Below are 12,685 nucleotides of genomic sequence, written 5' to 3'. Positions count from 1 at the left end.
TCTTTGTGAACGCGTGCACAAAGATGGTGTCCGATTTGCCCGGCCAACGTGACCGGGGTCACGCATGTCCGGCGCGCGCCTGTGGAACCGGCGCGTGGACAGCTACGTTCCGCTCCTGTCGGGGGCAAAACCGCACACTCTCCTCAACGAATCCCGCCCCCGAGACCAATCCGCCGTCGATCCTAGGCGACTTTCCCGGCCACTTGGACTACTCGGTCAGGTCACAACTCGGGGCACGGCACACCCGCGGCGGCACCCTCCGCACCACGCTCACCCCGCGAGGGCCTTGCGCAGGCGCTGCTCGTCCACCCGCCAGAACGTGTGCTGGGCGCCGTCCACCAGCACCACCGGCACCTGCTCCCAGTACGCGCGGTGCAGCTCCTCGTCCTCGGTGATGTCCTTCTTCTCCCACGGCACCCCGAGATCGGCGCACACCTTCTCGACAACTCCCTGTGCGTCATCACACAGATGGCAACCGGGCTTCCCGATCAGCGTGACCAGACGCTCCGCGGGCGCCTTCCTCTCCGTACGGCGCTCACCGCGCCGGAACATGGAACTCATACGCGCCATTCTCCCGCCGCCACGCCCGCCGGCCGCACCCCTTCTTTAACAGCTCGGTCGCGGAGAGTTCACAGCGCCGCATCCTCTCGGCTCCGGAACCACGGAACGGACTGGCTATGCTCACGACATGGCCGCTCTCGGATGGCTCACTCCCCGTAGGCGCTCCGCCACCGCGCGGAGCGTGTTGGCAGGCGAGGCCTCTGCGGAGGCAGCCCGCAAGTCCTCGCAGGAACTGGAAGAACTCGCGCCGCCGGTCGCCGCGGAGGAACCGGAGTTCCCGGTCCTCGGCGACGACAGGGCCGCCGCGTTCTTCGACCTCGACAACACCGTGATGCAGGGCGCCGCCCTCTTCCACTTCGGCCGGGGCCTGTACAAGCGGAAGTTCTTCGAGACCCGCGACCTCGCCCGGTTCGCCTGGCAGCAGGCGTGGTTCCGGCTGGCCGGTGTCGAGGACCCCGAGCACATGCAGGAGGCGCGCGACTCCGCGCTGTCGATCGTCAAGGGCCACCGGGTCGCCGAGCTGATGTCGATCGGCGAGGAGATCTACGACGAGTACATGGCCGAGCGGATCTGGCCCGGCACCCGCGCGCTCGCCCAGGCGCACCTGGACGCCGGCCAGAAGGTGTGGCTGGTGACCGCCGCGCCGGTGGAGATCGCCACGGTGATCGCCCGCCGGCTCGGGCTGACCGGCGCGCTCGGCACGGTCGCAGAGTCGGTCGGCGGCATCTACACCGGCAAGCTGGTGGGCGAACCGCTGCACGGGCCCGCGAAGGCCGAGGCGGTACGGGCGCTCGCCACCGCCGAGGGCCTGGACCTCTCCCGCTGCGCGGCCTACAGCGACTCGCACAACGACATCCCGATGCTGTCCCTCGTCGGACACCCGTACGCGATCAACCCCGACGCGAAGCTGCGCCGGCACGCGCGGGACTGCGACTGGCGCCTGCGGGACTACCGCACGGCCCGCAAGGCCGCGAAGGTCGGCATCCCGGCCGCGGCCGGAGTCGGCGCGGTGGCCGGCGGCACAGCGGCGGCGATCGCCCTCCACCGCCGCCGCCGCTGACCCCAGGAAAAAGCCCCACCCCTCGCGACCATTCAGCCCTTCCGGCGTTTGAGGAGCGGGGGTCTGGGGGCGGAGCCCCCAGGTACGGGACGGGCAGGGGCGGAGGGGGCGAAAAACCGCCCGGACCTGCGCGGCGGGGAGGGGCGGGGGGCCACGGCCCCCGGGGGTCAACCCGCTAGCTCTACCCACCCCGTGGACCCCCCAGTCCCCCCACCGCAGGCGGGCACAACACGCCCCGCACTCAGGCGGAAAACGAACCCACCCGATCAACAACCGATCACCAGACGGCACTTGAACGGGCACCAATAAGCCTCAGAACCGTCGTAATCGATGATTTGAGCAACTGGGTGTAGTGCTGCCTGTACGAAGCGTTATTCTCCTCAGACGCAATCCGGTACCTCTCCTTCGCTACAAGGGGTGAAAGGTCCCGCACTGCACGTGATGGAAGCTCTGCCTCTGGGAGTCCCGTGTACTCACACGTCGGGGTTGACGCCTCTGGCCTGGCTACGCTGCGCGCAACGGTCCTCGACCGTCTGCGCGGCTTCGTCCCCACCGCGTACGCCGTCCCCGCCTTCGCCGTCGCCGCGCCTGTCGGACCTTGCTATGCCCTGGCCGACGGCAACGCCGCGGTCGGCAGACGCGGCCGCTCAGGCTCGGCCACCACCGCACGCCGTCCGGCCGCGGACAGTGACAGCGCCCGGATGATGGATCTCGTGGAGCGAGCCCAGGCCGGCGAGGCCGACGCCTTCGGGCGGCTCTACGACCAGTACAGCGACACCGTGTACCGCTACATCTACTACCGGGTGGGAGGCAAGGCCACCGCCGAGGACCTCACCAGTGAGACCTTCCTGCGCGCACTGCGCCGGATCGGCACCTTCACCTGGCAGGGCCGCGACTTCGGCGCCTGGCTGGTGACCATCGCCCGCAACCTGGTCGCCGACCACTTCAAGTCCAGCCGCTTCCGGCTGGAGGTCACCACCGGCGAGATGCTCGACGCCAACGAGGTCGAGCGCTCCCCCGAGGACTCCGTCCTGGAGTCCCTGTCGAACGCGGCCCTGCTGGACGCCGTGCGCCGGCTCAACCCGCAGCAGCAGGAGTGCGTAACGCTCCGCTTCCTCCAGGGGCTCTCGGTCGCCGAGACCGCCCGGGTGATGGGCAAGAACGAGGGCGCGATCAAGACCCTCCAGTACCGGGCCGTCCGTACGCTGGCCCGGCTCCTGCCGGACGACGTCCGCTGAACCCGCTTCGACCCACAGTGATCCATAACGGTCAGCGATGATCAACTCACTGTCCGTAAAAGTCCGTTGACTTCGCGGTCCGATCATCCGTCGTCCGTAACCCAAGTGCCGCGACGCTCGTTGTGCGGGATACAGGCTCCCTGTGGTCACGCCTTGGCCATCGCCGATCGCCCGATCGTGTGGACCCGGCCAGGGGGTGCAACCCTCAGGACCCCCTGGGGAGTCGACCGTCATGACGAGAGGAGGTGCCGCCAGTGATCGCGAACGTATCGGCACACCGGCGGGCGAACGCCTTCGCCCAGGCCCTGGAGGAGTCCGACCAGGGCACGGCGGCCGAGCAGCCCGACGGGTCTGCACCGTCCCGGGCTGCTGCGGAACGGACCGAGCAGGAGCTGCTCACAGCTCTTGCCACAGGTCTCGGCGAGCTGCCCAAACCGGAGCTGGACCCCGAGGTCAAGGTCGTGCAGCGAGCCCAGCTCGTCGCCGCGATGGAGGCCATGCTGCTGGAAGGCACCGCCGCCGGAGGCGAGGGTTTGGACCGTGCCGTGCCCGAGCAGCGGTCCCATCGGGCCAAGGGCGCGCACCGGGCGACCGGACTGGGCAAGCTGCGGCCCAGGTCGCGGCTGACCAAGGGGCTCGCCGCGGGCGGGCTCAGCCTCGGCGTGGCCGCCGGAGCCCTCGGCGGCGTGGCCGCCGCGAGTTCCGACGCCCTGCCCGGTGACTCGCTCTACGGGCTCAAGCGAGGCATGGAGGACATCAAGCTCGGCCTGGCCCACGGCGACAGCGACCGGGGCGAGCTGTATCTCGACCAGGCCTCCACCCGCCTGAGCGAGGCCCGCAGGCTGATGGAGCGCGGGCGCTCCGAGCAGCTCGACCACGAGTCCCTGGGCGAGGTCCGCCGCACGCTGAACGGCATGCAGCACGACGCCTCCGAAGGCCACCGCCTGCTGCACGAGGCATACGAACGGGACGGCTCGCTCGGCGCCATCCAGGCCCTGTCCGCCTTCACCCAGTCGCACCGCGAGGCCTGGGGAGCGCTGCGCGACCGGCTGCCCGTGCAGCTCGGTGACGTCAGCGAGCAGGTCTCCTCGGTCTTCGACGCCATAGACGACGAGGTCGGCCCGCTCCGCTCGCTGCTGCCCACCACCCCCGCCCCCGAGGGCACCGGGCGGCACCGCGGCCGGAGCGAGGAGTCCACCGGCTCCCCCGAAGCGGACACCCCGCGGCCCAGCGCCACCAGTGGTTCCGCCCAGGACGGCCACCGCGGCGGCAGCACCGGAAGCAGCGGCAAGCCCAAGCCGTCCACCTCCGGCAGCGACAGCGACAACGGCCTGCTCGGCGGCAACACCGGCGGCCTGCTCGACCCGCCGAAGGACGACACCAGCTCCTCGCCGTCCAGCAGCGGCGGCAGCACGCCGAGCAAGCCCGACGTCACGCTTCCCCCGCTCCTCCCCGGACTGCTGCCCGGCCTCGGCATCGACACCGAGGACAGCGACTGACCCGGCCGCCTCGCTTACGGCGATGGGGGCGCCCTTCTCAGGAAGGGCGCCCCCATCGCCGTATCGCTCGCCGTACCGCCGCAGGGGCGAGGGCATATCGGCACATCATCTGCAGAACCGTAACTGCATGATCAGAAGAACACGGACCTGCGCTGCACCAGCAGCTTGTACAGGGTGTGCTGGATCTGCTCCCTGACCTGGTCGGTCAGGTTGAACATCAGCATCGGGTCCTCGGCCGCCTCCGGCGGATAGCCGTCCGTGGGGATCGGCTCACCGAACTGGATCGTCCACTTCGTCGGCAGCGGGACCATGCCGAGCGGGCCGAGCCACGGGAACGTCGGCGTGATCGGGAAGTACGGGAAGCCGAGCAGCCGCGCGAGGGTCTTCGCGTTGCCGATCATCGGGTAGATCTCCTCCGCGCCGACGATCGAGCACGGGATGATCGGGGTGCCCTGGCGCAGCGCCGTCGAGACGAAGCCGCCCCGGCCGAACCGCTGGAGCTTGTAGCGCTCGCCGAACGGCTTGCCGATGCCCTTGAACCCCTCCGGCATCACACCGACCAGCTCGCCTCGCTCCAGCAGCAGTTCGGCGTCCTCCGCGCACGCCAGGGTGTGACCGGCCTTGCGGGCCAGCTCGTTGACGACCGGCAGCATGAAGACCAGGTCGGCGGCGAGCAGCCGCAGATGCCGGCCCGCGGGGTGGTTGTCGTGGACGGCGACCTGCATCATCAGCCCGTCCAGCGGCAGCGTGCCCGAGTGGTTGGCGACGATCAGCGCGCCACCCTCGGACGGGATGTTCTCGATGCCCTTCACGTCGACGCGGAAGTACTTCTCGTACAGCGGCCGGATCAGGGACATCAGGACCTGGTCGGTCAGCTCCTGGTCGTAGCCGAAGTCGTCGATCTCGTAGTCGCCCGTCAGCCGGCGGCGCAGGAAGGCGAGACCGCCCGCGATGCGCTGCTCCAGGCCGGCACCGTCCTGGTGGGGCTCCCGGGGCGGCTGTTCGTCGTGCGTCACGGGAACATCATCCTGCGCGGCGGCCGGTCCGGGCAGGGGCTGGACCTCCCGGACCGCCGGCGGCTCGCCCGTGCGCCGGGTCCCGGTGGTCCGGCGCCGCGGCGGGCGTTGCGCGGCGCCCCCGCGCGACCGGTCGTCGTCGAACGGAATGACCTTGGCGTCCGCCATCGTTGATGCGCTCCTCAGTTGGCGCTCTGCTTCGGGTGGCCGCCGCCCAGGACGGGCAGCGCGGCGATCCGGTCCACGGCCCCCGCGAGGGCCTCCGGGGGCAGCAGTCCGGGCCCCCGGCTGTGGGCGAAGTCCGCGAAGGTCTCCGCCGTCGTGTACTTCGGGTCGTAGCCCAGGGTTTCGCGCATCTGGTGCGTCGCGACCACCCTGCCGTGCGTCAGCAGCCGGAGCTGCTCGGGCGAGAAGTCCGTCACCCCCAGGGTACGCACGGCGGTACCGGCCCAGCTCAGCGCGGGCAGCAGCAGCGGGACCGTCGGGCGGCCGAGGCGCCGGGCGCACTGCGAGAGCAGCAGGACGCCGTCGCCCGCGATGTTGAACGTGCCGCTGTTGAGGGTGCCCCGGCGCGGCTCGTCGGAGGCGAGCAGCAGGACCTCGATGACGTCGTTCTCGTGCACGAACTGGAGCCGCGGGTCGTAGCCGAACACGGTCGGCAGGACCGGCAGCGAGAAGTACGAGGCGAGCGGCGAGTCCGCGCTCGGGCCGAGGATGTTGGCGAAGCGCAGCACGCACACCGCGACGTCGGGCCGGCGGCGGGCGAAGCCGCGCACATAGCCCTCGACCTCGACGGTGTCCTTCGCGAAGCCGCCGCTGGGCAGGGACTTGGGCGAGGTGGTCTCGGTGAAGACGGCGGGGTCGCGGGGTGCCGAACCGTAGACGTTCGTACTGGACTTCACGACGAGCCGCTTGACCGTCGGGGACTTCTGGCAGGCGCCGAGGAGCTGCATGGTGCCGATGACGTTGGTCTCCTTGACCGTGGTCCGGCTGCCGGAGCCCAGCGCGGTGCCCGTCACGTCCATGTGCACGACCGTGTCGACCGAGTGCTCGGCGAGGAGCCGCGCGATCGTGGGCTGTCTGATGTCGGCCTGCACGAAGTCGGCGCCGCCGATGTGGTGCTCGGGCGGCACGGCGTCGACGGCGATCACCCGGTCCACCCGGGGGTCACGCTGGATCCGTCGTACGAACCGGCCCCCCAGTTGGCGGGCCACTCCGGTGACGAGCACGACCTTCCCCAAGATCAGCGCCTTCCTTCCCGCTCTGGTACGCGGCTTCGCCCGTACCTGCCGCGTTCCGCGTGTGCCGTCCGCTCCGAGTTCCCCGTGTGCCGCCAACTTAGCGGGTCGATGTTGCGCTGTGATGACTGCCCGACGCATGACGTGACGGCAGCCGCGGGCGTGCGACCAGACCAAGCCATTCGGCCCACAGGCTCCGGCGGGACACGCGGGGACCCGGTACCCCTCGTCCGGGTGACCCGGCCGGGGCCGGACATGCCTGTGGCCCCCCACCCGCTGGTGGAGGGCCACAGTACGCGCGCGTTTCCGCGGCGTCGCCTACTTCTTGTTGCGACGCTGGACGCGAGTGCGCTTGAGCAGCTTGCGGTGCTTCTTCTTCGCCATCCGCTTGCGCCGCTTCTTGATAACAGAGCCCACGACTACCCTCGCTCACTTCTCTTTACTCGGTGCTGGGCTGCATGGGCCCACACGACCTATGAGGGGCCAGCCTACCCGTCCGAACGCTGAGGTCGTAATCGAGGTGTTCCGGGAGATCACGGAGGGTCCCCCGGAACGCCGTCAGGCGGTCTCCACCCCCACGTAACTCTCGCGGAGATACTCGTGAACCGCTTGCTCCGGCACCCGGAAGGACCTCCCCACCCGGATCGCCGGCAGATGACCGCTGTGCACCAAGCGGTACACGGTCATCTTCGACACTCGCATCACCGAGGCGACTTCCGCCACGGTAAGGAACTGAACCTCGTTCAGAGGCCTCTCGCCTGCAGCCATGACACACCTGAACCTTCCGCACTCGACGGTCACCGGCTTCCCCTTCCGGTGACTCTTCGTCGTTGCGTGCTCACTCCCCAATGTAGGGGCGGGTGATGCGAGTGGGGAAGAGGGGATGGCATCGGCCGCCTACTGTGACAGACACGCTCGATTGAGTACATAGCGAGTAAGCGGTCGGTAGTAATCAGACCGCACAGCGTCATCAAGCGGAACGGCGACGGCCACCCGTCCCTCCGCCTCTCCCACGAAGAGCGCGGGATCGTCCGTATCGGCGAGCCCGATGGCCTCGAACCCCAGCTGACCTGCTCCGCAGACCCATCCGTGGTCTCCGATGACCAGCTCCGGGAGGGGCCCGCCGCAAGCCGCCGCGGCCGCCAGAACCGTCCGAACCGGGAGCGGGGAATGGCTGTGCGCGCCGGTCGCGCGCCCGGCGGCCGGGGCCCCGGGTTCGCGTACCAGCGCGACGCCTTGTACGTAGTCGAGGGTGTGGGTGCGTAGACCGAACCGGGTCGTTATGTCGACAGAGCCACCCTGCGCCGGGGTGAGGACAGTACATCCTGCCGCCGACAAGGCGTCCGCGATCGCGGCGTAGAAGGCGATCAGCCGGTGCGGGTGACCCGTGCCCAGGAGCACAGGGTGACGATGACGGGCCGCCCGGGCGAGCCGCTCCGCGAAAGCGTCGAGAGCCGCCAGGGTCCGTTCCGGGTCGATCACATCATGCCCCGAAACGTTCGAAGGGTCGGCTGAAACCCCGCACTTGTCCGCCATCAGTTCGATGAGGTCCCGCTGCCGCCAGGTCCACTCGGGGTCGAGCCCGAGCAGCACCCGGGGGTCGCGGGCGGCGAAGAGCCGGTAACTGCGCAGGCTCTCCTCACGGGTGGTGGCCACGGGCCCGGCCAGCCGGGCGGCCAGCAGATGCGCACGCAAAGCTCCGCTGCTCAACACGCAGCGATGCTGACGCATCCCCGAAGATCAAACGCCCGAAACCCGTAAAAAGCCCCACAGTTGGGCTAATGCCACCCCGGGGCGCCGCCAAGTCCGGCTCGCCACGCGGGAGCTGGGCATGCCCGCGCGGGAGCTGGGCATCCCCGCGCGCGTCACCGCGCCGGGACCGGCTGCCGGCAGGGGCGGAGCCGGTGGTAGGCCTGGCGCTGGATCGGGGGCGGGGCTACGGGAGAAGTCCGCGCAGGGGGAAGGCCGCCCGACGGGTCGCCAGGATGGACTGGTCGAGGCGGTCGGCCGGGTCGTAACCGGCGTCCCAGTCCTTCCAGGACACCGGCCACCGGCCGTCGGTCATCCGCATCGGCGCCAACTGCCGTGTCCGCGCGAAGACTTCCTGCCGCCAGCTCTCCGGGATCACCGTCTCCGGCTCCACCGGCCGCCCCGCCGCGATCGCCACGAGATGGGTCCACGACCGCGGTACGACGTCCGCCACCGCGTAACCCCCGCCGCCCAGCGCCACCCAGCGCCCCTCCGCGTGCCGGTGCGCCAGCTCGTGACAGGCGACCTGCACCGCCCGCTGCGCGTCCAGCGACACGGCGAGGTGCGCGAGCGGGTCCTCGAAGTGGGTGTCCGCGCCGTGCTGGGTCACCAGGACCTGCGGACGGAAGTCCGCGAGCAGTTCGGGCACCACCGCGTGGAAGGCCCGCAGCCACCCCGCGTCCCCGGTGCCCGCAGGCAGCGCCACGTTCACCGCCGAACCCTCGGCGGTGTCCGCGCCGGTCTCCTCCGGCCACCCGGTCTGCGGGAACAGCGTCCGCGGATGCTCGTGCAGCGACACCGTCAGGACCCGCGGGTCCTCCCAGAACGCCGCCTGCACGCCGTCACCGTGGTGCACGTCGACGTCCACGTAGGCGACCCGCTCGGCGCCCAGCTCCAGCAGCCGGGCGATGGCCAGCGCGGCGTCGTTGTAGACACAGAAACCGGACGCGGCACCGGGCATCGCGTGATGCAGCCCGCCGGTGAAGTTCACCGCGTGCAGCGCCTCACCGCGCCACACCGCCTCGGCCGCCCCCACCGACTGCCCGGCGATCAGCGCCGACGCCTCGTGCATCCCGGCGAACGCCGGATCGTCCGTCGTCCCCAGCCCGTACGCGGGATCGGCCGCCGCCGGATCGGCGGACGCGGCCCGCACCGCGTCCACGTAGTCCTGGCGGTGCACCAGCCGCAGCGTCGACTCCCCGGCCGGCTTCGCCGCCACCACGGCGGCCTCCCGGTCCAGTCCGAAGGCGCCGACGAGACTGCGGGTCAGCGCGAGCCGGACCGGGTCCATCGGATGGTCCGGCCCGAAGTCATACCCCGTTACTCTCTCGTCCCACATCAGCTCTGCGCGGCCGCTCATGCACGTCACCGTATCGGTCCGGTTCGGGAGCGAACGACCGGGCGTACCCGAGGGTCGCGAGCACCAGGACCATGGGGACGAGCATCGCGCCCCGGTAGTTCCAGGCGTCACCCAGCGCCCCCACCAACGGCGACCCGACCAGGAACCCCACGTAGTTGAAGATGTTCAGCCGGGCGATCGCCGCGTCCGAGGCCCCCGGGAACAGCCGCCCGGCCGCCGCGAAGGTCTGCGGCACGATCACACACAGCCCGAGCCCCAGCAGCGTGAACCCGAGCATGCCCACCCAGGGTCCCGGCGCCACCGCCACCACCCCGAACCCGGCCGCCGCGAGCACCGCGCCCAGCCGCACCACGGCCACCGCCCCGAACCGCCGCACCCCGAAGTCCCCGACGGCCCGCCCGACCAGCGTCATCACCATGTAGACGTTGTACGGAACGGTCGAGAGCTGCTCCGAACTGCCCAGCACGTCCTGGAGGTACTTCGCGCTCCAGTTGGAGACCGTCGAGTCACCGATGTACGCGAACGTCATCACCAGGCACAGCGGCAGCAGCAGCCGGAAGACCAGCTGTCCCGACCCGGCCCCGCCCTCCCCCGCCGCGTCCTTCCCGCCGGCCGCGCCCGAGTCGACGTACCAGCGGCTCCCCAGCAGGGTGAGCGGCAGCAGCACCAGCACGACCGGCAGATACGACACGAACAGCGACTGGTGCCAGTGCGCCCCGGCCCACGCCAGCGAGGCCCCGAGAATCCCGCCCAGGCTGTACGTGGCGTGGAAACCGAGCATGATGCTGCGCCCGTACGACCGCTGGAGGCTCACCCCGAGCATGTTCATCGAGGCGTCCAGCGCGCCGACCGAGAGCCCGAAGACGCCGAGGGCGACCGCCACCTCGGCGAGCCGGTCACCGGCGCTGACGCCGAGCAGCGCCAGCAGCACGACCGGCTGCGACCACCGCAGGACGCGGCTGGGGGGTATCCGCTTCACGAGCTGCTCGGTGGTGACGCTGCCGACCCCGGCGAGGATCGGGACGGCGGCCAGGAACACCGGCAGCAGCCCGTCGGAGATCCCGTAACGGTCCTGGATGGCCGGGATACGCGTCACGAGCAGCGCGAAGGCGACGCCCTGAGCGAAGAAACCGAACGCCAAAGAGGCCCTACCGCGCCGCAGCACATCTGTCATGGCGGCGAGCGTAGGGCCCCGGCTTACCGGTGGGTAGATCAAGCCGAAGATGAATTCTGTTCAACTCTTCGGCCGGTGGCCGGGCCGGTGCCCCGGCCGGCTGTTCGGAAGGGAGGCCGTCAGCGGCCCGTGCCGGTCCCGGCGGCCAGCTCGCGCTCCAGCATCTCCTCCATCGGGACGACCGCGAGACGCCCGCTGACCAGGAACGCGAGGGCCATCGAGGCGACCATGACGACCGTGCCGAGCCAGACCATCGTGTCGATCGGCAGGGTGTACGCGCCGACCACCCTGGCCACGCACTCGCCGAGCAGCGCCACACCCCACACCAGGGAGAACGTCCGCTCGGCCGTCCGGAACCGCTCCGAGCCGGCCGCGAGCCGGTCCCAGGCGGCGGCCCGCACCGCGTCGCCCTTCACCACGAAGGGCTTCATGCCCTGCGTCATCATCGGCCGCCCCATCTTCACCGACAGCAGGATGCCGATGCCGACCGCGCTGCTGACCCCGCTGTCCTTCGCCAGCATGAGCCGCGGGTCACCGGCGACCAGGCTGAGCGTGAGACCGACCAGGTTGACGAAGAGGATCAGCCCGGCGAGCGCGTTGAGCGTGCGCTCCCTGACCACGCCCCACACGGTGCGCACGGCCGGCACCACACTGCTCCAGCCCAGCGCGGCGACGGTGCCCATCCCGAACCCGTTCTTGAGCAGGTAGTACGACCCGACGGGCACGGCCACGTCCACGATCAGCGGCAGGAAGCTCGGCCGGGTACCGGTGGCCTCCGCGCCGCTCACGCCCCGGGCCGGTGCGGAGACCGCGGGGGCGAGGCGGTCCGTCGTCGCGGTGCTGGGGTCGGTGGCGGTGATGAGCATGATCGGGTCCCTCCGTCGTCACTGTGTACGTCCCGTTCCGATGTACTCAGCTTGGCGGCCGGCCCCCCGTCGCCGACAGAAACGATCGTCCGGTGCTCCGCATGACAAATGTCAGCGCGCTCCACGGGCCCCCGTCATACGGGCCGTCATACCAGCAGGTCAGGCAAGTCCCGCAGGTCGTCGAAGAGTTGAGTGGCACCGGCCAGCCGGTCGGCCGGTGTCATGGCGGTGAACCCGTACACGTCCATCCCGGCCGCGTTGGCCGCCCGCACACCGAGCGCGCTGTCCTCGACCACCACGCACTTCTCCGGGGGTACGCCCATGCGGTCGGCGGCGTACAGGAAGAGGTCCGGCGCCGGCTTGCCCCGGCCCACGTCCTGCGAGCTGAAGATCCGCCCTTCGCCGAACCACCGGTCGAGTCCCGTCGTCCGGTGCCCGACCCGGATCCGCTCATGGCTTCCGGAGGAGGCCACGCAGTACGGCACCCCGTCGGCGGCCAGCTTCTCCACGAGCTGGAGGGCGCCGGGAACGGGCTTCAGCTCGCGCTCGAAGGCCGCGAACACCCGGGCGTGGAACACGTCGTCGAAGTCGTCCGGCAGCCGCTGCCCGGTCCGCTCCAGGACGGTGTCGTGGACCCGGTGCATGGCGGCGCCCATGTAGTCCCGCAGGGAGTCCTCGTAGGAGGTGGGGTGCCCCAGCTCGGTGAGGTAGGCGGCCAGCAGGGTGTTGGAGATCGGCTCACTGTCCACGAGGACGCCGTCGTTGTCGAAAATGACCAGGTCGTAGCGCATGGAAAAGACCCTAAACGCAGAAAACCCCCGTGCCGAATGGCACGGGGGTTTTCTCAAAAATTGTTCGGCGGCGTCCTACTCTCCCACAGGGTCCCCCCTGCAGTACCATCGGCGCTGTAAGGCTTAGCTTCCG

The 12,685-nt window shown here is 70.5% G+C and carries 13 protein-coding genes; 3 read left to right on the top strand and 10 right to left on the bottom strand.

Going from position 1 to position 12,685, the window contains the following annotated elements:
* Nucleotides 1-270 precede the first annotated feature (270 nt).
* Nucleotides 271-570: a glutaredoxin family protein gene (locus AB0912_RS27275; RefSeq protein WP_366704270.1), complete on the bottom strand. Its 300-nt coding sequence runs from the start codon at nt 568-570 to the stop codon at nt 271-273.
* Nucleotides 571-688: 118 nt separating this feature from the next.
* Here AB0912_RS27275 and AB0912_RS27270 point away from each other — a divergent pair, with 118 nt between their 5' ends.
* From AB0912_RS27270 to AB0912_RS27260, 3 genes are all read left to right on the top strand, one after another.
* Nucleotides 689-1,621 (top strand): HAD-IB family hydrolase, encoded by a 933-nt coding sequence (locus AB0912_RS27270; protein WP_366704268.1) that lies wholly within the window; start codon nt 689-691, stop codon nt 1,619-1,621.
* Nucleotides 1,622-2,088: 467 nt separating this feature from the next.
* Nucleotides 2,089-2,859 carry an ECF subfamily RNA polymerase sigma factor, BldN family gene (locus tag AB0912_RS27265; protein ID WP_081218669.1) on the top strand — a complete coding sequence of 257 codons (771 nt, stop codon included), beginning with the start codon at nt 2,089-2,091 and terminating at the stop codon, nt 2,857-2,859.
* Between the two features lie 254 nt (nt 2,860-3,113).
* Entirely contained in the window at nt 3,114-4,358 is a 1,245-nt protein-coding gene (locus AB0912_RS27260) for a DUF5667 domain-containing protein (RefSeq protein ID WP_366704266.1), read from the top strand.
* Between the two features lie 131 nt (nt 4,359-4,489).
* Here AB0912_RS27260 and AB0912_RS27255 read toward each other — a convergent pair whose 3' ends face one another.
* From AB0912_RS27255 to AB0912_RS27215, 9 genes are all read right to left on the bottom strand, one after another.
* Nucleotides 4,490-5,542, bottom strand: a complete 1,053-nt coding sequence (locus AB0912_RS27255; RefSeq protein ID WP_366704264.1) for a lysophospholipid acyltransferase family protein — start codon at nt 5,540-5,542, stop codon at nt 4,490-4,492.
* A 14-nt stretch (nt 5,543-5,556) separates the two neighbouring features.
* Nucleotides 5,557-6,615 (bottom strand): NAD-dependent epimerase/dehydratase family protein, encoded by a 1,059-nt coding sequence (locus AB0912_RS27250; RefSeq protein ID WP_366704262.1) that lies wholly within the window; start codon nt 6,613-6,615, stop codon nt 5,557-5,559.
* A 315-nt stretch (nt 6,616-6,930) separates the two neighbouring features.
* Nucleotides 6,931-7,029, bottom strand: coding sequence for an AURKAIP1/COX24 domain-containing protein (locus AB0912_RS27245; protein WP_003948845.1), 99 nt, complete (start codon nt 7,027-7,029; stop codon nt 6,931-6,933).
* A gap of 141 nt (nt 7,030-7,170) precedes the next feature.
* A complete protein-coding gene (locus AB0912_RS27240) occupies nt 7,171-7,380 on the bottom strand; it encodes a helix-turn-helix domain-containing protein (protein WP_093781815.1) in 210 nt (69 codons plus the stop codon).
* Between the two features lie 129 nt (nt 7,381-7,509).
* Nucleotides 7,510-8,325, bottom strand: coding sequence for a phosphatase (locus tag AB0912_RS27235; RefSeq protein ID WP_366704336.1), 816 nt, complete (start codon nt 8,323-8,325; stop codon nt 7,510-7,512).
* A gap of 223 nt (nt 8,326-8,548) precedes the next feature.
* Complete coding sequence (locus tag AB0912_RS27230) at nt 8,549-9,721, bottom strand: acetoin utilization protein AcuC (protein ID WP_366704259.1); 1,173 nt, start codon at nt 9,719-9,721, stop codon at nt 8,549-8,551.
* Nucleotides 9,672-10,895 carry an MFS transporter gene (locus AB0912_RS27225; RefSeq protein WP_366704257.1) on the bottom strand — a complete coding sequence of 408 codons (1,224 nt, stop codon included), beginning with the start codon at nt 10,893-10,895 and terminating at the stop codon, nt 9,672-9,674. Before AB0912_RS27225 ends, AB0912_RS27230 begins: the two co-directional genes overlap by 50 nt.
* 119 nt (nt 10,896-11,014) lie before the next feature.
* The gene (locus tag AB0912_RS27220; protein WP_366704255.1) at nt 11,015-11,761 is read right to left on the bottom strand and encodes a VC0807 family protein; all 747 of its coding nucleotides are present in this window, start codon (nt 11,759-11,761) and stop codon (nt 11,015-11,017) included.
* Nucleotides 11,762-11,907: 146 nt separating this feature from the next.
* Complete coding sequence (locus AB0912_RS27215; protein WP_366704253.1) at nt 11,908-12,552, bottom strand: HAD family hydrolase; 645 nt, start codon at nt 12,550-12,552, stop codon at nt 11,908-11,910.
* Nucleotides 12,553-12,685 lie beyond the last annotated feature (133 nt).

It is taken from the genome of Streptomyces sp. NPDC007084, from assembly GCF_040703595.1.
GTDB lineage: Bacteria > Actinomycetota > Actinomycetes > Streptomycetales > Streptomycetaceae > Streptomyces.
Note: the sequence above shows the minus strand (reverse complement) of the source record. Positions and strands in the feature narration are given on the sequence as shown.

Coding starts and splice junctions, on each gene's coding strand:
- AB0912_RS27275 (WP_366704270.1), bottom strand. CDS start 570: ATGGCGCGTATGAGTTCCATGTTCCGGCGCGGTGAGCGCCGTACGGAG.
- AB0912_RS27240 (WP_093781815.1), bottom strand. CDS start 7,380: ATGGCTGCAGGCGAGAGGCCTCTGAACGAGGTTCAGTTCCTTACCGTG.
- AB0912_RS27215 (WP_366704253.1), bottom strand. CDS start 12,552: ATGCGCTACGACCTGGTCATTTTCGACAACGACGGCGTCCTCGTGGAC.
- AB0912_RS27230 (WP_366704259.1), bottom strand. CDS start 9,721: ATGAGCGGCCGCGCAGAGCTGATGTGGGACGAGAGAGTAACGGGGTAT.
- AB0912_RS27270 (WP_366704268.1), top strand. CDS start 689: ATGGCCGCTCTCGGATGGCTCACTCCCCGTAGGCGCTCCGCCACCGCG.
- AB0912_RS27225 (WP_366704257.1), bottom strand. CDS start 10,895: ATGACAGATGTGCTGCGGCGCGGTAGGGCCTCTTTGGCGTTCGGTTTC.
- AB0912_RS27255 (WP_366704264.1), bottom strand. CDS start 5,542: ATGGCGGACGCCAAGGTCATTCCGTTCGACGACGACCGGTCGCGCGGG.
- AB0912_RS27220 (WP_366704255.1), bottom strand. CDS start 11,761: ATGCTCATCACCGCCACCGACCCCAGCACCGCGACGACGGACCGCCTC.